At 67.6% G+C, this 21,189-nt stretch carries 19 protein-coding genes; 7 read left to right on the top strand and 12 right to left on the bottom strand.

The features are described 5' to 3' along the window. Positions 1-72: 72 nt before the first annotated feature. Together ACOQPD_RS10005 and ACOQPD_RS10010 are read right to left on the bottom strand one after the other, a co-directional pair. The gene (locus ACOQPD_RS10005; RefSeq protein WP_420611814.1) at positions 73-900 is read right to left on the bottom strand and encodes a carbohydrate ABC transporter permease; all 828 of its coding nucleotides are present in this window, start codon (positions 898-900) and stop codon (positions 73-75) included. Then, positions 900-1,829 (bottom strand): carbohydrate ABC transporter permease, encoded by a 930-nt coding sequence (locus tag ACOQPD_RS10010; RefSeq protein ID WP_420611815.1) that lies wholly within the window; start codon positions 1,827-1,829, stop codon positions 900-902. Before ACOQPD_RS10010 ends, ACOQPD_RS10005 begins: the two co-directional genes overlap by 1 nt. A gap of 207 nt (positions 1,830-2,036) precedes the next feature. Here ACOQPD_RS10010 and add point away from each other — a divergent pair, with 207 nt between their 5' ends. Beyond that, positions 2,037-3,038: an adenosine deaminase gene (gene add, locus ACOQPD_RS10015; RefSeq protein ID WP_420611816.1), complete on the top strand. Its 1,002-nt coding sequence runs from the start codon at positions 2,037-2,039 to the stop codon at positions 3,036-3,038. A 64-nt stretch (positions 3,039-3,102) separates the two neighbouring features. Beyond that, positions 3,103-4,098 (top strand): aldo/keto reductase, encoded by a 996-nt coding sequence (locus ACOQPD_RS10020; protein ID WP_420611817.1) that lies wholly within the window; start codon positions 3,103-3,105, stop codon positions 4,096-4,098. Positions 4,099-4,133: 35 nt separating this feature from the next. Here ACOQPD_RS10020 and ACOQPD_RS10025 read toward each other — a convergent pair whose 3' ends face one another. Further along, positions 4,134-6,872: a molybdopterin-dependent oxidoreductase gene (locus tag ACOQPD_RS10025; RefSeq protein WP_420611818.1), complete on the bottom strand. Its 2,739-nt coding sequence runs from the start codon at positions 6,870-6,872 to the stop codon at positions 4,134-4,136. Between the two features lie 18 nt (positions 6,873-6,890). Further along, a complete protein-coding gene (locus ACOQPD_RS10030; RefSeq protein WP_420611819.1) occupies positions 6,891-8,471 on the bottom strand; it encodes a 4Fe-4S dicluster domain-containing protein in 1,581 nt (526 codons plus the stop codon). 246 nt (positions 8,472-8,717) lie between these two features. On the opposite strand from ACOQPD_RS10030, the gene ACOQPD_RS10035 reads away from it, so the two are divergent. The 5 genes from ACOQPD_RS10035 (at position 8,718) to ACOQPD_RS10055 (ending at position 13,681) form a co-directional block, all read left to right on the top strand. Beyond that, complete coding sequence (locus ACOQPD_RS10035) at positions 8,718-9,155, top strand: nuclear transport factor 2 family protein (protein WP_420611820.1); 438 nt, start codon at positions 8,718-8,720, stop codon at positions 9,153-9,155. Between the two features lie 7 nt (positions 9,156-9,162). Continuing rightward, the gene (locus ACOQPD_RS10040) at positions 9,163-10,578 is read left to right on the top strand and encodes an amidohydrolase family protein (RefSeq protein ID WP_420611821.1); all 1,416 of its coding nucleotides are present in this window, start codon (positions 9,163-9,165) and stop codon (positions 10,576-10,578) included. A gap of 580 nt (positions 10,579-11,158) precedes the next feature. Beyond that, positions 11,159-12,082, top strand: coding sequence for an ABC transporter ATP-binding protein (locus ACOQPD_RS10045; protein WP_420611822.1), 924 nt, complete (start codon positions 11,159-11,161; stop codon positions 12,080-12,082). A gap of 13 nt (positions 12,083-12,095) precedes the next feature. Further along, complete coding sequence (locus ACOQPD_RS10050) at positions 12,096-12,875, top strand: ABC transporter permease (RefSeq protein ID WP_420611823.1); 780 nt, start codon at positions 12,096-12,098, stop codon at positions 12,873-12,875. Then, positions 12,872-13,681, top strand: a complete 810-nt coding sequence (locus tag ACOQPD_RS10055) for an ABC transporter permease (protein ID WP_420611824.1) — start codon at positions 12,872-12,874, stop codon at positions 13,679-13,681. Before ACOQPD_RS10050 ends, ACOQPD_RS10055 begins: the two co-directional genes overlap by 4 nt. Before the next feature lie 191 nt (positions 13,682-13,872). On the opposite strand, the gene ACOQPD_RS10060 is transcribed toward ACOQPD_RS10055, so the two are convergent. The 8 genes from ACOQPD_RS10060 to ACOQPD_RS10095 form a co-directional block, all read right to left on the bottom strand. Further along, a complete protein-coding gene (locus ACOQPD_RS10060) occupies positions 13,873-15,411 on the bottom strand; it encodes an MDR family MFS transporter (RefSeq protein ID WP_420611825.1) in 1,539 nt (512 codons plus the stop codon). 124 nt (positions 15,412-15,535) lie between these two features. Further along, positions 15,536-16,366 carry a phosphoenolpyruvate hydrolase family protein gene (locus ACOQPD_RS10065; protein ID WP_420611826.1) on the bottom strand — a complete coding sequence of 277 codons (831 nt, stop codon included), beginning with the start codon at positions 16,364-16,366 and terminating at the stop codon, positions 15,536-15,538. After that, on the bottom strand, positions 16,344-17,579 hold the full coding sequence (locus ACOQPD_RS10070; RefSeq protein ID WP_420611827.1) for a Tm-1-like ATP-binding domain-containing protein: 1,236 nt from the start codon (positions 17,577-17,579) through the stop codon (positions 16,344-16,346). Before ACOQPD_RS10070 ends, ACOQPD_RS10065 begins: the two co-directional genes overlap by 23 nt. After that, on the bottom strand, positions 17,576-17,902 hold the full coding sequence (locus tag ACOQPD_RS10075; protein ID WP_420611828.1) for an NIPSNAP family protein: 327 nt from the start codon (positions 17,900-17,902) through the stop codon (positions 17,576-17,578). Before ACOQPD_RS10075 ends, ACOQPD_RS10070 begins: the two co-directional genes overlap by 4 nt. Further along, positions 17,903-18,253: a DUF952 domain-containing protein gene (locus tag ACOQPD_RS10080; protein WP_420611829.1), complete on the bottom strand. Its 351-nt coding sequence runs from the start codon at positions 18,251-18,253 to the stop codon at positions 17,903-17,905. It lies immediately after the preceding gene. A 225-nt stretch (positions 18,254-18,478) separates the two neighbouring features. Continuing rightward, entirely contained in the window at positions 18,479-19,828 is a 1,350-nt protein-coding gene (locus tag ACOQPD_RS10085) for an MBL fold metallo-hydrolase (RefSeq protein ID WP_420611830.1), read from the bottom strand. Between the two features lie 34 nt (positions 19,829-19,862). Then, positions 19,863-20,489: a bifunctional adenosylcobinamide kinase/adenosylcobinamide-phosphate guanylyltransferase gene (gene cobU, locus ACOQPD_RS10090; protein ID WP_420611831.1), complete on the bottom strand. Its 627-nt coding sequence runs from the start codon at positions 20,487-20,489 to the stop codon at positions 19,863-19,865. Continuing rightward, entirely contained in the window at positions 20,482-21,120 is a 639-nt protein-coding gene (locus ACOQPD_RS10095) for a histidine phosphatase family protein (protein ID WP_420611832.1), read from the bottom strand. Before ACOQPD_RS10095 ends, cobU begins: the two co-directional genes overlap by 8 nt. Positions 21,121-21,189: the final 69 nt, after the last annotated feature.

Raw genomic sequence — 21,189 nt, forward strand, 5'->3', positions numbered from 1 at the left:
GCCCTCTCCCTTGTTACTCCGTCGCACGTTCGGCCGACCCGCGATTGCCTTCTTCGAGCTATTTGATTCGACCTACTTGATGCCTCCCTGGGTGACACCCTCGATGACGAACCTCTGACCGATGAAGAAAAGGATACCCACGGGGAGTATTCCGATGACGGCCGCGGCCATCAACATGTTGACGAATACGGCGCCCTCCGTCTGGAACGAGACCAGGCCCAGCTGCACCACGCGCAATTCCGCATCGGCCGTGACGAACAGCGGCCACAGGAGCGCGTTCCAGGACCAGATGAACGTGATCAGGAAGACGGTCACCGCCGCTGCCCGCACGAGGGGAAGCCCGATCGACCAGAAAGCCCTGGCCTCCGAGCTGCCGTCCACGTAGGCCGAGTCGAACAGGTCATCGGGGATCCCCAGGAATTCCTGGCGGAACATGAACACCGCGAACGCCCCGGCCACCCACGGCACGATCAGAGCCGTGTAGGTGTTGTACCAGCCGAGATCGTTGATAAGCACGTAGTTGGCGATGAACGTGGCCTCGAAGGGAATCATGAAACTGGCCAGAATCAGCATCAGTATCACCTTTCGTCCCCGGAACCGGATCCTCACCAGGGCGTAGCCCGCCAACGCGCCGAACAGCACGTTCCCGCTCGCCGAAAGGGTGGCTACGAGCAGGGAGTTCATTATCCAGCGCGCCATCATCGTCTCGCGGAAGATGTCGATGTAGGTGATGATCGAGGCCGACTCGGGAAGGATGGTCGGGGGTACCAGGAGGGCCTCGTCGAGGGGCTTCAGGGAGGTGGTCACCATCCAGTAGAGGGGCGCCAGGGCGAACGCGCAGAGCAGGAACAGGACCGCGTGGGCGAACACTCTGGTCTGGGGCGAGTGGCCGGCAGCCATCAGACCGTCCCCGCCGTGTAGTGCACCCACCGCCGGCTCAACCGGAACTGGAGCCAGGTGACCAGGAGGATGATCAGGAAGAGGGCGGTCGCCGTGGCCGCTCCCAGCGCGAACAGGTTGTCGCCCCAGAACTGCCGGTACATGAGCATCGAAAGGGTCTCTGTGGTGCGGGCCGGCCCGCCCTGGGTCAGGACGAAGATCGTGTTGAACTCGCGCAGGGCGAACACCAGGGAAACGACCACCACGAACAGGATCGTCGGAGAGAGCACCGGAACCACCACCCGGCGGAGGATCTTCGGCTCGCTGGCGCCGTCCACCCGGGCCGCGTCCAGCAGGTCGGGGTCGATGCGGGTCATTCCCGCGTACAGGATGAGGACGGTGAACCCGAGCATCTGCCAGAACCTGACCAGCAGCAGGATGGCCATCGCGATGCTCGGGCCCTCGGCCCAGCCGGGAACGGTGGCGCCGAACCAGCCCGCAACCATCTCGACAACGCCGGTCGAGTCGAGGATCCACGAGTTCCGTCTCACGCCGAAGGGTTGGAGCGACGCGTTCAGGACTCCGGTCGGGCTCGGAGCGAAGACCAGCCCCCAGACCAGGCTCGTGGCGACTGTGGGAACGATGAAGGGGACGAACAGCAGGAGCCGGTAGAGATAGCTCTTGCGGATCACGTAGTGGAGAAGGTAGGCGACCGGGATGGCCACGATGACCGTCACCGGCACCACGAAGGCGAAGAAGAAGGTCACCTTCACCGAGTTCCAGAAGTCGCCGCCCTGGATCAGTTCGATGTAGTTCGTAAGGCCTATGAAGTCGGCGCCGGCCAGGGTCCAGTTGGTGAGCGACAGGTAGATGTTGCGACCGGTCCCGTAGAGGTGGAACACCCCGATGACCAGCAGGGCCGGCAGCAGGAAGAGGATGGCTGTGCCCACGGAACTCGTGCGGGAGGACCGCCGCCTTCGCCATCGACCGGCGGAGGTCCGAAGCGACCTTGCTGAGACCATACGCGACACCTCTCTCGGAGGGCACTGGACAACCCCTTAAAAGGGGGTTCGCTCACCCGCCACCCTCCAAGCCCGCGGGGTTTGGCAAGGAGCGGACCCCGAAGATCCGATTCTCGGTACCCTCTCACTCTGATTATGGCCCAATCCGATCCGGCCCGTCGGAACCTCCGGGAACTGCCGAAGGCCCACCTGCATCTCCATCTGGTGGGTTCGATGCGACCGGAGACCCTCACAGCACTGGCAGCGGAGGCCGGGATGGCGACCGCTATTCCCGAGAGTTTCGTCGACTTCAGACACTTCTACTCCACTTACGTGCTTGCGAACCGGGTGATTCGCGATGCGGAAGATCTCGGCCGACTGGTCCTCGAGGTGGTCGAGGATGCCGCGATCGACGGCGCCGTGTGGGTGGAGCCGACCCTGTACCTCGACAGTTTCACGGAGGTGATCGGGCCGGGCGAGTTGATCCTCGACATCGTGGCGGATGCCATGCGGAGCGCCCGCGACGAGGTCGGTATCGGGGCGAGGCTGATCGTGTCCGCCGACCGCGATCTGGGTCCCGCCGACGCGTTGCGCCAGGCGCGCCTCGCAGCACGCGGGGATCCCGGCGTCATCGGCGGGTTCGGCTTGGTAAACGACGAGCTGGCATACCCCATCGAGGACTTCACTGAAGCCCTCGAGGTCGCCAAGGATGCCGGACTCGCGCTCGTCCCCCATGCAGGCGAGTTCGGCGGTCCTGACCATGTATCCGCCGCCCTGGGCCTGGGAGCGGCGCGCATCCAGCACGGGATCGCCGCGGCCGCGGATAAGGCTCTCCTCGGGCGTCTCGCCCGCAGCGACGTATGCCTCGACGTGTGCCCGACCAGCAACGTCGCGGTCGGCGCCGTCGAGAGCCTGAAGGCACACCCGCTGCCGGCTCTGGTGGACAGCGGCGTCCAGGTCAGCCTCAACGCCGATGATTCTCTCCTGTTCGGGTGCTCCCTGCTCAGCGAGTACGAGCTGGCCCGCGACGCTTTCGGGTTCTCCGACCGGCGGATCGCCGCCATCGCCGGATCGTCGATCGTCCACAGCACGGCGCCGGAGCCGCTCAAGTCGGCGGCGGAGGCCGGTATCCGCCGCTGGCTTGACCGGGCGGAATGACTCCGGCCTCCGAGGGTCACGTCCGACCCTCTAGTGTGACCTCGGCCTCTTGAGGAGTACTGGCATGGCAGATGCGCTGATGAAGCGAACGCTCGGGCGTACGGGTATCCGTGTCTCGCCGATCGGGATCGGAACCGGCTCTCTGGCGGCCGACCCGGCGGTCACCGACCCGGAAGCTGCCGACGAACTTGCCGTGGCGACCCTCCGGACCGCATTCCGGGCGGGCCTCAACTACATCGACACGGCGCCCGGCTACCGCGGCGGCGACAGCGACCGGCGCGTGGGCATGGCACTGCGCGAGCTCCCCCGTGACCAGGTGGTGCTGGCCACCAAGGTGGGGAGCCATCCCGCTCGACCGGGAGACGTGACCGGCGAGACCGCCACGTGGATCATCGAGGAGAGCCTGGCAGTCATCGGAACCGAGCACATCGACATCGCCCTGGTCCATGACCCTTCCACCATGGATCCCGTCGTGGAGAAGGGCGGGGCCGTGGCGGCCCTCGAGAGGCTGAAGGAGGAGGGCACGGTCCGCGCCATCGGCCTGGGCGTCCAGAACCACGAGTACCTCAGGATCGGGATCGAGTCGGGCCGGTTCGACGTGATCCAAAGTCCCTACGACTACAACCTGCTGCGGACCACCGCCGAGGACCTCATCGATCTGGCGACCGATCGGGGACTGGGATTCATCAACGCCGCGCCGTTCCTGGCCGGATTGCTGTCAGGTGTCGACCCCCACGAGATTGTGGCCATCCGGGCCGCGACCGGCATGTGGACGCTCCGAGACCGCGACGTTCAGCGGGCCCGCCGGATCTGGGAATGGGCCGCGGGGCGCGGCGTCGATCTGCGTTCGCTGGCCATGCAGTTCTGCCTGCGCCAGGAGCGGGTCGCCACCACCCTCATCGGGCCGCGGCGGCCTTCGGACGTGGAGGAGGACATCGCCGCCGCCACCCAGCCGGTATCCGAGGCGGACTGGATTGCCCTGGCAGAGGCGCTTCCGGCCTTCCCGGCGGCTGCTCCGGGAGGAGAGGCTGCGGTCGGGCCTTACCCGCCGAACGATTGAGAGGCGCCGGCAGCGCGAAACGGCCGCCGGTCCCGTCAGGCCTCGAAGGCGTCCGCAACGGGAGGGAGCGGCCTGGTCAGCCATCGGGGCCGCCGCAGGCCTCCCGGCCCGGGTCCGGGACGCGTCCGTTCCATCCACTCTCGGTAGATTTCGTGCGACCTGGCCGTATCGACGAAGACATCGCCGTAGCGGTCTTCGGGGCCGGCGTGGCCTAGCGTGACCCGCTGGTGCCACGCGTGCATGCCGGACACGGGATCGGGATGGACGGGAAAGGCCAGGTTCTGGTGTACGCCGGGGTCGCGCCACCAGATCCGCTCGCTGTCCGGATCCTCTGACTGGAAGGGCTCGATTCCGGCCTTGTGCCGGAGCAGCCAACCACCGTCGTGGCGGCGAAGATCCACCAGCGCGGACGACCATCGTTCGTTGCCCGTGCCGGCTTCGAGACGCCACCTGCCCATGTGGTGGGATGCCGCCACCACGCCCGGCCTGATCCCCTCGGTGCGCCAGGCCCGCATCACGAAGTAGCCGATGTCGGTGGTTATGCGCACCAGGTCCCCGGTGTCGAACCCGAGTTGGTCGGCGTCGATGGAGTTCATCCATAACGGATGGCCGTGGCTGATCTCGTACAGGTACTTGGCGTTGCCGGACCGGGTGTGGATGAGGGTGGGCAGCCGGAAGATGGGGAGCAGGATGCGCTCGTCGCCTTCGAGGTCGAGATCACGCCAGTACACGTGGGACTTGAGGTACGTGGGTATGGCCGCATCCGCCCACTTCCAGGATTCGAGCGTCTCGGAGTGCCATTCGAGCAGGCGGGATGGGGAGACGAACCCGCTCCTGCGCTCCCCGTCGACATCCACCCCGGGCTGATCGGCGCCCGCAGCCTCCTCGTTCAACCGGTACCGGTCGCGGTCGATCTCGAAGGCCCCGTACTTGCGCATGTACTCGAGCGGGGTGAGGCCTTCCTGCCCGGCCCGTTCGGGCAGTCCGGGCACCGAGTTGTCGAACATCCACCCGTAGTACTCGTCGACGCTGACCGGCCGGGACGGATCGGTGGGCGACTGGTACCACTGCCTCACCCCGAGGGAGCCGTCGGGGTCGATGCGCCAGGAGAGGTCGATCCAGAACTCGTTCTCCTCCCACACCTCGCCGGGGTTGGCCTCGTAGGTGCGCTCATACTGCTGGCCGGCCCGCTCCCCTGCCACCCGCAGCACGGGCTGGCGGAAACCGAGCCAGCGGGCCGCATGGGTCTCGTAGGAGTGGGTGTCGTGACGCTCGGCGCCGACCCCCATCGGGAGCACGTAGTCGGCGAACCAGGCCGTCTCCGACCAGGTGGGGCTGAGCGATACATGGAGGCCGACCCGGTCCTCGTCGGTGAGCGCCTCGAGCCAGGTGAAGCCGTCGGGGTTGGTCCAGATGGGGTTGTAGACGCGGGTGAAGTAGACCTCGAGACGCCCCCTCCCCTCCTTGAGGAAGTGCGGCAGGAGGTAGCTCATCTCGTAGTGGCTGAGCGGGAACTCCGCCGGCCATATCAACTCGTTCCAGCGGTTGGCCGGGGGCGGCATGTTCCAGTGCTCGGGCTTGAACTTGTCCCATGCGCTCGGCGAGGTGCCGCCCTCCGTTCCCACCGATCCCGTGAGGACGTGCAGGAAGAAGAGGCAGCGGGCGACCTGCCAGCCACCGAGGTTCCCCGATCCGGCGGCCCGCCATGTGTGGGAGGCGAAGCGGGTCCCGGCCCCGGCGATGCCCCGGGCGACGGCCTCGATGCGTTCGGGGTCCACCCCCGTCTCCGCGGCGGCGAACTCGATCGTGTATTCGGCATAGGTCTCGCGCAGCAGCTCGAGGAAGCTCTCGTAGGTGCGGGGCCGCTCGGGTGCCCGCGCTGCCAGCGACGCCTCCCAGTTGACCCACCTGCGCACGAACCCGTGGTCCACGGCGTCCCACTCGATCAGCCGGCCGGCGATGGCCAGGAGCATGGCCGCCTCGGTACCCGGCCAGGGTGACAGCCAGTGATCGGACATAGAGGCGGTGTTCGAGAGGCGCGGGTCGATGGTGGCCACCTGCGCTCCCGCCTGGCGGGCCTCGATGATGCGCTGCGCGTGGGGGTTGAAGTAGTGCCCGGACTCGAGCTGGGCCGAGAGCAGGAGGATGAAGCGGGCGTTGGCGAAGTCGGCCGAGGGCCGGTCGTAGCCCATCCACATGGCGTAACCGGTGCGGGCCCCCGACGAGCAGATGTTGGTGTGGCTGTTGTGCCCGTCGACCCCCCAGGACCGGAGGATGCGGTCGATGAAGCCGTCCTCGCCGGGCCGCCCCACGTGGTACATGATCTCGTCGTGGCGGTCCTCTTGGAGAGCCGTGCGGATCCGGACCGCGATGTCTCCGAGGGCGTCCTCCCAGGAGACCCGTTCCCACTTTCCTCCACCGCGGGGCCCGGCCCTTCGCAGCGGGTGGAGGATCCGCTCCGGGTCGTACATCTGGTTGAGGGTCGCGGGCCCCTTGGCGCAGTTGCGTCCCCTCGATCCGGGATGCTCCGGGTTACCCTCGAAGCGCCGCACCTTGCCGCTGTCCTTGTCGACGTAGGCGAGCAAACCGCAGCCGGCCTCGCAGTTGAAACAGGTGGTCGGCACCAACCGGTAGCGCCGCCTGACCCGCTCGGGCCACGCCTTGGCGTCGTACTCCTCCCAATCGTCCCAGGATTCGGCCGGGGGGAACGGCACCAGGCCAGTCCCGGGGACCAGCCGAGGCAGGCGATCCGCAGCGCGCCGGTCCCTATCCATGGTGATCTCCGGGCCCGCTCACGACAGGGGCACGCTCTGGCCCGCCCTGACGAACGCGTCGTCCGCGAACCAGATCCCGATCAGAGCCGCCAGCCCTCCCAACTCGGCCACCCAGAGGGGGACGCCGGTGCCGGCCAGGAAGACCGCTCCCAGCACCAGGGGTACCACCACCCCGATCACCTGGCCTCCGAGCCACCACTCTCTCGCATGGGCGCCCCTGGTCAGGTGGTGCATGGCGGCGGCGTGGTTACGGGTCGGGTGCCGCGAGACGAGTTCCGCTACCGCTACGAGGGCCAGCGCCGCCGCGCCGCCGACAAGTGCCCACGCGAACGTCCGCTCGACCGTCGGCGCCAGATCGAACACCGGCGCGGCCAGCAGGCCCGCGCCGCCACCCGCCGCGAAAGCGCCGGCGAGCATGTGCCACAGCAGCGTTCGGCTCTGCCAGAGATCACGGCCCTCGGCCTGGCCGAACAGGAAGGCGGTGTAGCCGGCCACGCCCAGGCCGACCAACGCCCCGGCCCAGATGAGTACGGGGAGGAAGCCTGCGCCGGCGAGCCCGGACACGAACCAGAGGCCGAGGATCACCGCCTGGGCGGCCAGGATCCAGGCGCCCTTGACCAGCCACGACCCGGGGTTGCCCTTGGTCAGGAGGTAGTAGAACCGGTCGGGCCGCTTGAGATCCCATACCAGCAGGACACCGGTCAGGGCCAGGAAGATACCGGCGATCAAAGGGGCTCCCCACCGGGCGAAGGCGCTGTCCGTACCCGCGCCCGACAGCAACGAGAGCGCCAGCACCATGACGATCCCCGCCGAGATGCCCTTCGTGAGGAAGTAGCTCGACACCCTCCAACCCCACGGCATCGGGTGGTCGGTGTTGTAGACGACGCGAGGGGGGATGTCCTCCTTGCCACGGCGTGAGGACGGGCGGCCCCCCATCCCGCCGTTGCCGTTCCGGCCGGCCGGGGGTGTCAGGTCGACGGTCATGAACGACGGGGCCGGATCGCGCCAGATACCCCCGTCGCCCGGGTCGACGGCCCCCAACGGGTCGATGGCTGCCGGCTCGACTCCCCGGTACCACAGGTTGGGCGCAGTGCCCTGCTCCGGGGACCTCTGGAGCATCCGCTCGGCATGGACCATCTGCGAGATGGGCGTGGTCGGGTCATCGAGATCCCCCGAGATGATCGCTCCCTCCGGACAGACCACCACGCAGGCCGGCTCCAACCCGACCTCGACCCTATGCACGCAGTAGTTGCACTTCTGGGCGGTGTTGTCGTGGGGGTCGATGTAGAGCGCGTCGTAGGGGCAGGCCTGCATGCAGCTCTTGCAACCGATGCAGAGGCTGGTGTCGAAGTCGACTATCCCGTCGTCCCGCCGGAACAGCGCGTTGGTGGGACAGATCGACACGCAGGGAGCGTCGGTGCAGTGGTTGCACCGCATGACCGAGAAGGACCGCTTGGTGTCGGGCCAGGTCCCCGCCTCGATGTACTTGACCCAGGTGCGGTTCACGCCCAAGGGTACGTCATGCTCGGTCTTGCACGCCACCGTACAGGCGTGGCAGCCGATGCACGCCGTCTGGTCGATAACGAAGCCGAACTGCAATGGACTCCCTCTATACCGGACCGCCGACTTCTCCTCGGCGGAGACCCGCAATGGTGCTCAACATTACCGCCGGAATCCCCGGATAGCCTGCAACCAGACCGGTCGGCTCCCTGATCGGCCGCAGGCAGCACCGCGAACTCGCTGACCCCCTGACCGCCTTGCCCACCGGGCTCCTGAGCAGCAGCTCGTCTTGTAGTGTTGATTCCCGTATCGGTCGGAGTCCGGCACCGGACGCAAAGGGACACGATGGACGCAGTAAGTCGACTGCAGGCGATAGAGGACATCAAGCGCCTCAAGGCCCGCTACTGCCGCTTCGTGGACCTGAACCGGCGGGACGAACTGCGCCGGCTGTTCACCGACGACATCGTCTACGAATTCAAGGGCTGGAAGAAGGGCCAGGGCGCGGACAGCTTTGCCGGCTCGGCCCAGGACTTCGCCGACCGCCACTCGTTCCACCGGGTGTCCATGCCCGATATCGAGATACTCTCGGAGACCACCGCTCGCGGTATCTGGGCGATGGTGGACATCATCGAGTACCCGGAATCTTCGGGGAAGGCCGGTCTTCGGGGATACGGCTACTACCACGAGGAATACCGCAAGGTCGACGGCGCCTGGCGGATCTCCTCTCTCCTGCTGGTCCGCCACCGCCTCGAGGAACTGGGGCGGCGCCACAGCGGGGAGTGAGTTCACCATGGCGATGAAGTCGATCATCGGCGGCGCGGTGGTCACCATGGATCCGGACCGCCGGATCATCGAGGACGGCGTGGTCGTGGTCGAGGACCAGCACATCTCCGGGGTCGGCCCGGCATCCGAGCTCCGCCCACCCCGTGGCTCCCGGATCATCGACGCCTCCGGGATGGCGGTGCTTCCAGGGCTGATCAACTGCCATACCCACGCCCCGCAGATCCTCCTGCGCGGGTATGCGGCCAATGAGGGCCGCCGGGTATGGGACTGGCTGACCAACGTCGTGCATCCGGGGCTGGCGGTGTACGGGCCGGCCGACATCCGCACGGCTGCCCTGCTCTACTCCGTCGAGGCGATCCGGTCAGGCATGACCTGCTTCGTCGACAACGAGGACGCCTGGCCCGACGACACCGTGGGCGCGATCGGACAGGCGATCGCCGCGTACTCAGAGGCCGGGGTCCGGGCGATGGTGGCCCGGATGATGTTCGACGAGCAGCCTGACCATCTGGAAGACATCATCCGCTCCTTGCAGCAGAAGGACCCGCAAGTCGTCCATGTCGACAACTGGCGTCCCACCGACCGGCTGCTGTCGGATTTGGACCGCTTGATCAGGACCTACAACGGCACAGCCGGAGGAAGGATCCAGGTGTGGCCTTCCCCCGTGGGCACGCTGATCTGCTCCGATGCCATGTTCGAGACCAGCCGCCGCCTAGCCCGTGACAACGGCACCATGTGGACCATCCACCTGGTGCAGGGACCGGCCGGGGTCGAGAACCCAGGCCCGAGCAGCACCGAGGATCTCCTCTCCCGGGGACATCTGGACCGCCGCCTCCTGGCCGGACACTGCGTCGGCCTCAGCCCGAAGGACATCCGGATCCTGAGGGACGCCGACGTGAAAGGCTGCACCCAGGTGGTGTCCAATTGCTTCCTGGCCATGGGGATGGCTCCGGTCCCGGATCTGTTGCGGGCCGGAGTGACGCTCGCCGTTGGTACCGATGACGTGAACTGCAACGGATCGGTGAACCTGCTGTCGGATATGAAGACCCTCGTCCTGGTGCATCGCGCGCTGGCGGACGATCCGTCGGCCCTGACGGCCGACCAGGTGCTGGAGATGGCGACCATCCACGGCGCTCGCGCGGTGGGGATGGAGAACGAGATCGGCTCGATCGAGACCGGCAAGCGCGCCGACATCATCCTTGTCGACCTCGGTCACGCCCAGACGACGCCCACCCATCACCTGCCATCGGCGATCGTCTTCCAGACCTACGGAAACGAGGTCGACACCGTGCTCATCGACGGCAACATCGTGATGGAGAACAGGCGCCTCACCTGGCTCACGGCCACCGAAGAACGCGCCCTGTACCGGGACGCCGCCGAGCGGTCCGTGGCAATCAGTGCCCGGGCCGGAATTCGTAGTTGGTAGTTGCTAGTTGTGAGTATCGAATAGGGCGTGTTCGCGCTATTCGCGTTCGTTTCTTGTGGCAGGTCCCCGCGGTCGGTCTGTGGCGCGGCGGTGGGATATGGCACCGGCAGCGGCGTCTATGGCAAGGACTGCTGACGAAGGCGTACCCGCAGGGTACGTCGAGGAAGCAGGACACAGCCAGACGCGTCGAAGGCGGCCCACACCACGCCACCCCCAAACGCAGACCACCGTGGTCGGTCTGCGGCGCGGCGGTGGGATATGGCACCGGCAGCGGCGTCTATGGCAAGGACTGCTGACGAAGGCGTACCCGCAGGGTACGTCGAGGAAGCAGGACACAGCCAGACGCGTCGATGGCGGCCCACACCACGCCACCCCCAAACGCAGACCACCGTGGTCGGTCTGTGTGGCGGCGGTGGGATATGGCACCGGCAGCGGCGTCTATGGCAAGGACTGCTGACGAAGGCGTACCCGCAGGGTACGTTGAGGAAGCAGGACGCATCCAGAGGCGTCGATGGCGGTCCATAGCACGCCGACCGCAACACAGACTGACCACGACCAAACCAGAACTACAGTTCCGGCCATGCAGCCCCTGGTAGAAGCCGCCGGTCTGACCAAGCGGTTCGGCGATTTCACCGCAGTCGACGCGATCGGCTTCGCCGTCGCCTCCGGAGAGGCGTTCGGATTCCTCGGTCCCAACGGTGCGGGCAAGAGTTCCACCATGCGGATGATCGGCGCCGTATCGCCCGTGTCGTCCGGACGGCTGCGCGTGTTCGGTCTCGATCCGGCTACCGACGGCCGACGCATCCGGTCCCGGCTGGGGGTGGTACCCCAGGAGGACTCGCTCGACATGGAACTGAGCGTGGAGGAAAACCTGTACATCTATGGCCGGTACTACGACATCCCCCGCCGCGAGATCCGGGCGCGCATCGACGAGTTGATCGACTTCGCCCAGCTCGGAGAGCACCGTACGTCGCGGGTGGATCCGCTCTCGGGCGGGATGAAGCGGCGCCTGACTATCGCCCGGGGCCTGATCAACCGGCCCGATCTACTGCTCCTCGACGAGCCGACAACCGGGCTCGACCCCCAAGCCCGCCACGTGTTGTGGGATCGCCTCTACAGGCTCAAGCAGGACGGGGTCACCCAGATCATCACCACCCACTACATGGACGAGGCCGAGCAGTTGTGCGATCGGCTGGTGATCATGGACCGGGGCCGCATCGTCGCCGAGGGATCGCCCCGCGATCTCATTGAGACCCATTCGACTCGCGAGGTGTTGGAGGTGCGTTTCCCTGCCGGAGAATTGGAGCCGGCCGCGCCGACGCTCCACAGGACGGCCGATCGGGTCGAGTTGCTGGCCGATCGGGCGCTTCTCTACACCTCCGACGCCGACTCGGCTCTGGGGGAGGTACACCGGCTCGGCCTCCGGCCGGAGAGCGCGCTGGTGCGCCGCAGCACGCTCGAGGACGTCTTCCTCAAGCTGACCGGGCGCACCCTGGTCGACTGACGGAGACCGGCTGATGCAGGTACCCGGAGCGCTGCGGGTGGTCGAGGCGAACGCCATCGCATACCGGAGGGTCTGGAAGGGGTCGGCCTTCTCCTCGTTCGCCACCCCGGCCCTGTTCCTGGTGGCGATGGGCCTGGGCCTCGGATCGCTGGTGGACCGGGGAACGGGCCCTCCCGGTCTCGAAGGCCTCAGCTACGTGGCCTTCCTCGCCCCCGGACTCCTCGTCGCCAGCGCCATGCACTCCGGAGCAGCCGAGGGGTCTTTCCCGGTGATCGCAGGGATGAAGTGGACCCGCACCTACCACTCCGTGGTCGCCTCGCCGGCCGGCACCCGCGGCCTGATCGGGGGTCACTTCATCTGGGCCGGCATCCGGGTGCTGATGGTCTCGGTGGTCTTCGGGGCGGTGGCGGCCGGCCTGGGGGCCATCTCGCCGGCAGCCGTCCTTGCTCTGGCGCCCATCGGGATACTCATCGGCCTGGCCACGGTCGCCCCGATGACCGCCTTCGCCGCCAGCCGGGAGAACACCGAAGCGCTCACGGCTGTGTTCCGCTTCGGCATCCTGCCCATGTACCTCTTCTCGGGCACCTTCTTCCCGATCACCCAGCTACCCGATTGGCTCCGGTCGTTGGCAACCGTGACGCCGTTGTGGCATGCGGTCGAACTGGCCAGGCGGGTGGCCCTGGGCCACGACTCCGCCCTTCCGGCCTGGCAGCACGTCGGATACCTGGTCCTGGTATTCGTCGTGGGGGCTGCCCTCACCTTCCGCCGCGTCTCCCGGCGGCTGAACGTATGACCACCCGCACCCTGGCCCTCCGGGTCCTGCCGCCTCCGCTGGTAGGGCTGCGCGCCCAGCGCCTGGTCGAGCGCAACATGCTCGTTTCCAGGCGGGCATGGATGATCCTCGTGTCGGGCTTCTTCGAGCCGGTCTTCTATCTGCTCTCGCTAGGGATCGGAATGGGCCGCCTGGTCGGGGAAGTAGCCGGCCCGGGGGGGACCACCCTCAGCTACACAGCCTTCGTAGCACCGGCCCTCCTGGCGGCGTCGGCCATGAACGGTGCGGTCTTCGAGTCGACCATCAACGTCTTCGTCAAGCTCCGGTACGGCAAGGTCTACGACGCCATCCTCGCCACCCCCCTCCGCCCGTGGGACATCGCCATCGGGGAGATAACCTGGTCGTTGATCCGTGGAATCCTCTACTCGACCGGATTCGTGGTGGTCATGGCGGCGATGGGCCTGGTTGCTACACCGCTGGTGATCCTGGCCATCCCGGCGGCGACCCTGATCGGCTTTGCCTTCGGAGCGGTCGGCATGGCGGCCACCACCTTCATGCGCAGCTGGCAGGACTTCGACCTGGTCATGCTGTTCATGATGCCCCTGTTCCTGTTCAGCGCCACTTTCTACCCGCTCGACGTGTACCCGCCGGCCCTCCGGGTGCTCGTCCAACTCTCCCCGCTGTATCACGGAGTCGAGCTGGTCCGGGCTTTCACCCTCAGCTCCTTCGACCTGGGGATCTTCGGCCACGCGGCCTACCTGCTCGCGATCGGATCGGTGGGACTCATGGTGGCCGGACGGCGGCTCGGGACCCTGCTCAACCCGTAAGGGGCCGGCTCCCGACCGGGCCGGGGATTAGTTTGTAGTTGCTAGTTGCTAGTTGGCGAATCGGTGCTTAGCGCTAGATCGGGTAGTTTTCCGGCCGCGGGTGGCGCTGTCTGAGTTCTACATCCCGCCAAGGGGAACCTTCACGAAAGAGAAGAGGGCGACCCACGGCACGAGACACAGATGTACACGCGTTACAGATGTGTTCCTGGACTCGGACCCCTCTCCCCCGACGGTTGTGAGGGACCGGGCTGCTCATCAGGGGGGACGTCGCGGAGGGGAAGCCCCCGCAGCATCAGACCGGCGACGGTCGCCGCTACCGCCACCGGGATCGCCAGCCGGAACATCTGGCTGGAACTGAGCGCCACCGCCTCGCGGATGACGTCGCGTACGGACGGCTCCATCGTGGCCACGACTGCCGGGCTCGCGACCAGTTCGCTGACGTCGAGCCCGGACACCGGCGAGTCAGGCGGGAGACCGGCCGCGAGGAGGCCGGCGAGACGGGCGTTGAACAGCGCACCGAACACGGCTACCCCGGTACTCCCGCCGAGTTGGCGGAACACCTGGACGGACGATGTCGCCACGCCCAGGTCCCGCGGATGGACTGCGTTCTGAATGACCAGGATCAGGACCGGGATCAGGATCCCCATGCTCAGGCCGAAGACGACGAGGTAGGCGGCTGCGGCCGCGGGGCTGGTCGACACGCTCATAGTGCTGAGCAGCGCCATTCCCACCCCGAGGAGGACCGTCCCCGCCACCACCACCGATCGGTAGCGCCCCCATCGCGCCACCATCCGTCCTGACACCAGGCTGCCCACCAAGGAGGCGGTGAGCATCGGGGCCAGAAGGAGTCCGGAGTGGGTAGCCGACATGGCCAACGATATCTGCAGGAAGACGGGGAGGTAGGCCAGCGGGAGGAAGAGGCCGAAGCCGGCGATGAAGCTGGTCGCGTTGACCGCCGAGAACTCGCGGTTCCGGAAGAGGAAGAGGGGCAGGATAGGAGAAGGGGTTCTCCCCTCCTGCCTCACGAACCACACCAACGCCAACACCCCGATGGCGATCGTCGCGAGGATCACCGGCGAGTCCCACGCGTACTGATCAACGCCCAAGCTCGCCACGAGCAGGATCGCTGCCAGCCCGACCGCCAGGAGGGCCGCGCCCAGCCAGTCCACCGCGATCCCCCTGGTCATCGGCGGATCGACCAGGTTGCGGCGGATCACGGTCAAGGTGATCATGGCCAGCACGACGCTGGGATAGAACGCAAGGCGCCAAGAGACGTGATCGACCGCCAGGCCTCCCAGCAAGGGTCCGCACACGCTGGTCACCGCGAACACCGCGCTTATGTACGCCTGGTACCGGCCCCGCTGTCGCGGGGGGATCATGTCGCCGATGATCATGTAGCTGAGGGAGATCAGACCGGCCGATCCGGCTCCCTGTACCGCCCGGCAAGCTATGAGTTGACCGACGTCCTGGCTCAGGCCTGCTGCGCACGAGCCCAGGACGAACAGAAGGATGGCGACGTGCATGAGCCTCCGGCGACCGAAGACATCCGACAACTTGCCGTAGAGCGGAACCGTGACCGTCGACGCCAGCACGTTGGCGGTCAGCACCCAGGGAAGCAGCGTGAGGGCGCCCATCTCGCCGACGATGGTCGGAAGGGCCGTGGACACGATGGTGTAGTCCATCGCGGCGATGGCCATCGCCAGCAGCAACGCTACGAAGGTTCTTCGCACCTTCGGCGTCAGCCTCGACGCCTTTCCACTTCCGCCGGCCCGGGCTCCGGACCGCCGGGTCATCGACCGGCCACCCGCCTGCGGGAGCAGGGCGATACGGACCGGCTCCCGCGATGGCGTGATCTCATCCGCGCACCGCGCGGAAGCGGGCCACGCGCTCGACTATGGCCGTCTCGGTGGGAAGCCGCTCGATGCTGGACGCGCCCACGAACCCGTTGAGCCTCGGAACCAGCCGAAGGGCCTCCTCCAGGTCGGCCGGCTCCGAGATGGGACCGCCATGGCAAAGGACCGGAATGAACCTCCCGGCCGCGTCGGCAACCCCGCAGATCTCCTCGAGCACCGGAACCAGAGACCCGACGGTGCGCCGGTCGGCGGCGCCGATCATGCCCCCGGTGGTCAGCCCTACGTGAGCGACCAGCACATCGGCGCCCGCCTCGGCCATGGCGCCCGCCTCGTCGGCGCTGAACACGTAGGGCATGGTGAACATCCCCATACGGCCGGCTACCCCGACCATCTCCACCTCAGCCGAGTAGGACATGCCGGTTGCCTCCAGCGCGCCTCGGAACCCGCCGTCGATCAGGCCCACGGTCGGGAAGTTCTGGACCCCGGCGATCCCGCATCCCGCCAACTCCTCCAGGAACCTCGCCATATCGCGGAACGGATCGGTCCCGCACACCCCGGCGACCACCGGCATCCTGTCGACCACGGTGACGATCTCCCTGGTCATCTCCAGGACGATCCGGTTGGCGTCCCCGTAGGGCATGAGCCCGGCCAGCGACCCCCGGCCCGCCATCCGGTACCTGCCCGAGTTGTAGATCACGATGGCGTCCGCCCCTCCGGCCTCCGCACACTTGGCGGACAGACCGGTCCCCGCTCCGGCAACCACGATCGTCTCGTTCCGTCGCGCTTTGGCGGCCAGGGTGTTCGCCAGGTCATTGCTGTGGGGCACGGTCATTTCCTTCCAGGATCGCCAGGAGTCTGTCGGCTGCCGCCCGCGAGAAGGCCGGATCGTTGATGTGGGTGTCCACGCAGACGATTCTCGCGTCCGAACCGGTGAGCGACCCCCGGAGCCCTTCGGCCAGAGCCGCGTCGGCCGCCGGGTCGTGGAAAGGACCCCCGTCCACGGCAATTGCGGACGATCCGCGCAACGGGACTATCAGGACCGCCGGACCCGTCGCCGACGCCAGGCGGGCGCCGATAACGCGCCCGATCTCCAGGCACTCCTCCGGCGAGGTTCGCATCAGCGTCACGAGGTCGTTGTGGACGTGGAACACCCGGTCGCCGAAGTGCTCGGGCACCGAGTCCCGCGGCCCGAAGCGCACCATGTCGGTACCCCCGGTGGACACGACCTGGGGAATGCCGAGGCGGCCGGCCGTCCTCAGCCGGTCACCTCCCGCCGGCTTCGTTCCGCCCACCACCTCGTCGGCTACCTCCACGGTGGTCAGGTCGAGCATGGCGCTCACCTCCATGGGCCCGATCAGCTTCTCCATCGTCCGCCCGCCCTCTCCGGTGGCATGGAAGGTCACCACCTCGTAACCGACCTGCTGGAGCCGGGCCCCGGCCGCGGTGACGCCAGTGGTGGTAAGGCCGAGCATGGTCGCGAAGGCGAGGCTCCGGTCGCCGGCGGGCACGGCCGGGGCCTTGACCGCACCCACGATGGCCGCCGCCGCGGTCGAGAGGACCCGGCGAGTGAGGCGATTCAAGCCAGCGATATCGGCCACGGACGACATGAGCAGAACATCCGAGCCTCCGGCGAGGGCCCCGCCGGCCGACGCCACCTGGGTCGAAACGATCATCTTGGGGAATCCGAACGGAAGCTGCGAGAACGCTCGGACCGCCACGGAGGTACCCCCGGAACCCCCGACGGCCAGCACGCCGGAGCAACTTCCCGATTCGACCAGATCCGCCAGGATGGCCCCGGTCCCGCGACCCATGACTCCCAAGGCAACGGCCCGATCTCCGGCCGCTACCAGGTCTGCGATCCTCTGACCTGCTGCTTCCGCCACTGCCTGGCGGGTGATGTCGGGGGTGGCGCCGGGACGGCCCAGCACCCCCGCGTCGATCAGGAGCGCGGACGCTCCCGCCTCGCGTATCCGGTCGCGGAGATACGCGTACTCGTCACCCTTGGTGTCGAGCGTGCCGACGAGCGCTATGACCGCAGGGGTCACCCCATGGGCGAGAAGTCCGTGGGTACCCAGATCTCGTTGGTCATACCCTCGAGCAGCGGACCGTTCTCCTCGCTCTTCTTGCGAGCGGCCGCCCACTCGGGATTCACGCGGAAGGCTTCCCAGATCTCCTCGCGGCGCCCGAGATCGTCCCACTTGAGCAGGTAGTGGAGAACGTTGGGATCCCCGATTCTGGGCTCGAAGAAGGCCACCGGCTCGATCCCGGCCTTCTTCCACATGGGAATCGTGGCCTCGGCGAAGCGATCCTTGAGTTCCTCCATCCGTCCATGAACCACCTGATAGCGGCGGTACTCGTAAAACGCCATCTACTCTCCTTTTTCTGTCGCCACGAACGCGCCCGTGCTGTCGCGCTGCATTTCCGCCACGCCCGCGACTGCTTCGGGGACGATGGGGCCGTAGATATGGGGGAACAGCTCACCCACAGCATTCGGTTCCCACTTCAACTCGGAGTCCAACCGGGTGGTGTCGACGGTCACCACGATCACGCTGTCCAGAGCGCTGTACCACTTGGCCAAGGTCCCGGGAACCTGTTCAGCCGACGAGCAGTGAAGGTATCCGTCCCTCAGATCGGCCACGGAGACAGCCACGTACGGCTTGCCCGCGCCGATCGACTCGTCCCACTCCTCCTGAGGCATGATCTTGCACACCGGCCCCATGACCACCTTCCTTCACTTCTCGAGGGTCTCGCGAACGGCCTCTCCGGCAGCGCTACGTCGGTTGAGCCCGGCTGGTCCGATATCTCCGGGGCAGTCCACGCGTTGGCTCCGCCAGCGTAGCGAGAGCCCGACCCCGGTAGCCGTCCGCGCCGGCGCATCCGGAGCCTCCCCATGCCTGGGGGATCGGACCTGTCCGGGAGACGTGGTCCGGTGGGTCGGGCGCCGTCAGGCCGTCAGCCGGGCGAGCCGTTCCGCCACGTCGGGGACGCCCCCCGGTGTCACCACGACCGGTCGCAGGCCTGCCGCTTCCAGGAAGGTACTGGCCACGAAGGCGCGGTAGCCGCTCCCGCAGGTCACCCACACCGGTCTCGACCGGTCCAACCCTTCGGGTATGCCGCGCCTCAGGTCCGGAACGTACCGGTGGACGGAGCCCTCGAGGTGGCCCGCCTCCCACTCTCCGGGAGAACGGACGTCCAGCACCTGGAGGTCCTCGCCCGCTGCCATGGCCTCGGCCAGTTCGCCCGTGGTCCTGGTCTCGAACGATGCCAGGGCGCCTCCGGCCCGCGCCCGGTCCGAGACCCCGTACACGACGCCCAGCACGCTGTCGAAGCCGATCCGTCCGAACTGGCGGGCGACCTCCTCCACGTCCTGGCCGGGGTCGGCCACCAGGACCACCGGGGTGTCGAAGGGCAGCAGCCAACCGGCCCACACGGCCACCTGATCGCTCGTCTCCAGCCCCAGCGATCCCGGGAAGTGCCCGGCCGCGTAGGCGGCGCGGGGCCGTATGTCGACCAGCGCGGCGTCGTCCGGCAGGTCGGACGGGTCCAGCACGCCGAGTTCCGGACTTGTCAGGGGCTCCGGTCCCATGAGGTTGATCGGCCCCATGCGGGCGTAGTAGGCGGGGAAGGGCTGCAGACCCCCCAGTTGCCCCTCTACGAAGGCTTCGGCGTTCGGGTAGGCCAGCACCGGGTTGGTCCGACGCTCCATACCGATGGTCGACGTCGAGCGTCCCGCCCCCGACGCGGTGCAGAACGACCCCTCACCATGGGTGGGATACAGGCCGGTCTCGTCGGGAAGCTCGGCGAGGCGGTGGACCGACAGGTACTGGAGCCGGGCAAGTTGGCCGGCCCGGTCGTCCCCGAGCAGGTCGGACCGCCCTGCAGAACCCACCAGCAGGCTTCCCCCGGAGAACACCGCCACGATCTCCCCCTCCAAGAGGATCACATAGCTCACGTGCTCGGGCGTGTGGCCCGGCGTGTGCAGCGGCCGGATAGCCACCGGGCCGCAGGGGAGATCCTCGTTGTGGAAGGCGGGAATATGATCGAAGGCTGCGCCCGAGGCCGCCGGCAGAACGAGCCGGGCGCCGGTGCGCCGGGCCAGCTCACGGCCACCCGACACGTAGTCGTTGTGGATGTGGGTCTCGAGAACGTAGGTAAGACGGACGCCCCGATCGAGGACGGCCTGCTCGAACCGCTCCACATCCCGCTGAGGATCGACGACCACGGCACCCCCGTCATGGGTTAGCAGGTAGGTGGCGTCGCCCAGTCCGGCGGTCGGGATGGTCGTGACCTTCATCACCCTCCTACGGGTGGTCACCGGGTTCAGACGGCTACCTTAACCCGCCTCGCCGTCCGGCCTCGGTCCTGGCCGGCCGGGGGGCCGGGCTGCCGCCGAGGGCCTTCAGCTCCAGTGCCATACCGGCCACCATCAGGTAGGCCCTGTCCGCCCGTGATGCGACCAGTTGGTTGACGCGCCCGAGCACGTCCCGGTAGTCCCTTGCGAGCGGTGATGCGGGCACGATGCCCTGGCCGACCTCGTTACTGACGAGGATCCACCGCCCACCCGCCGCGTCGATCAGATCGAGCAGGCGCCCAACCGTTTCGAGGATCATCTTCTCCGCTCCGGAGGCCTCGCCGTCCTCAAGGAGGAGGTTGCTGACCCACAGGGTCAGGCAGTCGAGGACGAAGGTGTCGTAGCGACGGACAAGCGGCCGGACGGCTCTGCTGAGGTGGATCGGCTCCTCCAGGGTGTCCCACGCCTCCGGCCGGTAGCGGCGGTGGGCGGCGATTCGCCGCTCCATCGCCTCGTCGAGGGCTTCCGCGGTGGCGATGAAGAGCACTCTTCCCCCGTCCCGCGCCATGCGTTCCGCCGCCGTGCTCTTTCCGGAACGGGCACCACCTAGAACGAGCACCAACTCGCAGGGGCGAGCACCGGCCCGGTCCGAGCTGTCAGGCATCGAAGCCCGGCCCCAGATGGCCGGTGTCGTTGAGCAGGTCGATGGTCGCTCCGCCCCCCTCGAACACGGTGATGACGGACAGCCCGGTGTTCGACAACCGGAGCCTCCACATCGATTCGACAGGCAGCCCGAGCATCGAGACCATCATGGCGCGCAGGGTGCCTCCATGGGAAACCACCAGGATGTTGCCATCGGTTCCGGCGTGTAGTCCCGCGATTCTGGCCGCCGCGCCGGCCGCCCGGTCGAACAACTCCAGGTCGCTCTCCCCTCCCGGGGGAGCGAATGCCGGCCTCTCGTCGAACAACTCCGCCAGCATGGCTGGGTACCGGAGTTGCAGCTCCTCGTAGGTGATCCCCTCCCACTCGCCGAAGCTCTTCTCCCTCAGGTCGCGCCGGTGAACGATCGGCGTGTCCCGGCCGCGCATGACGGGCAGGGCCGTGTCCGCCGCCCGGCGCAGGTCGCTCGAGTAGGCCGCCTCGAAGACAACCGGAGCCAGCCGGACCGACACCGCCTCCGCCTGCTCCAGGCCCTTCTGGTTCAGGGGTGGGTCGGCCTGTCCCTGCGCCCGCCCGACCCGGTTCCACTCCGTCTCGCCGTGGCGCACGAGGAACCACCTAAGCATGTGCCTCATCCGGGATCCTTCCCTGCGCGATCGCCGGCCGGTTGCCGGCGATTCCCCCGGATTCCGGCACTCTCAAGA

Source organism: Candidatus Spongiisocius sp. (genome assembly GCF_965221825.1).
Taxonomy (GTDB): domain Bacteria; phylum Actinomycetota; class Acidimicrobiia; order Spongiisociales; family Spongiisociaceae; genus Spongiisocius.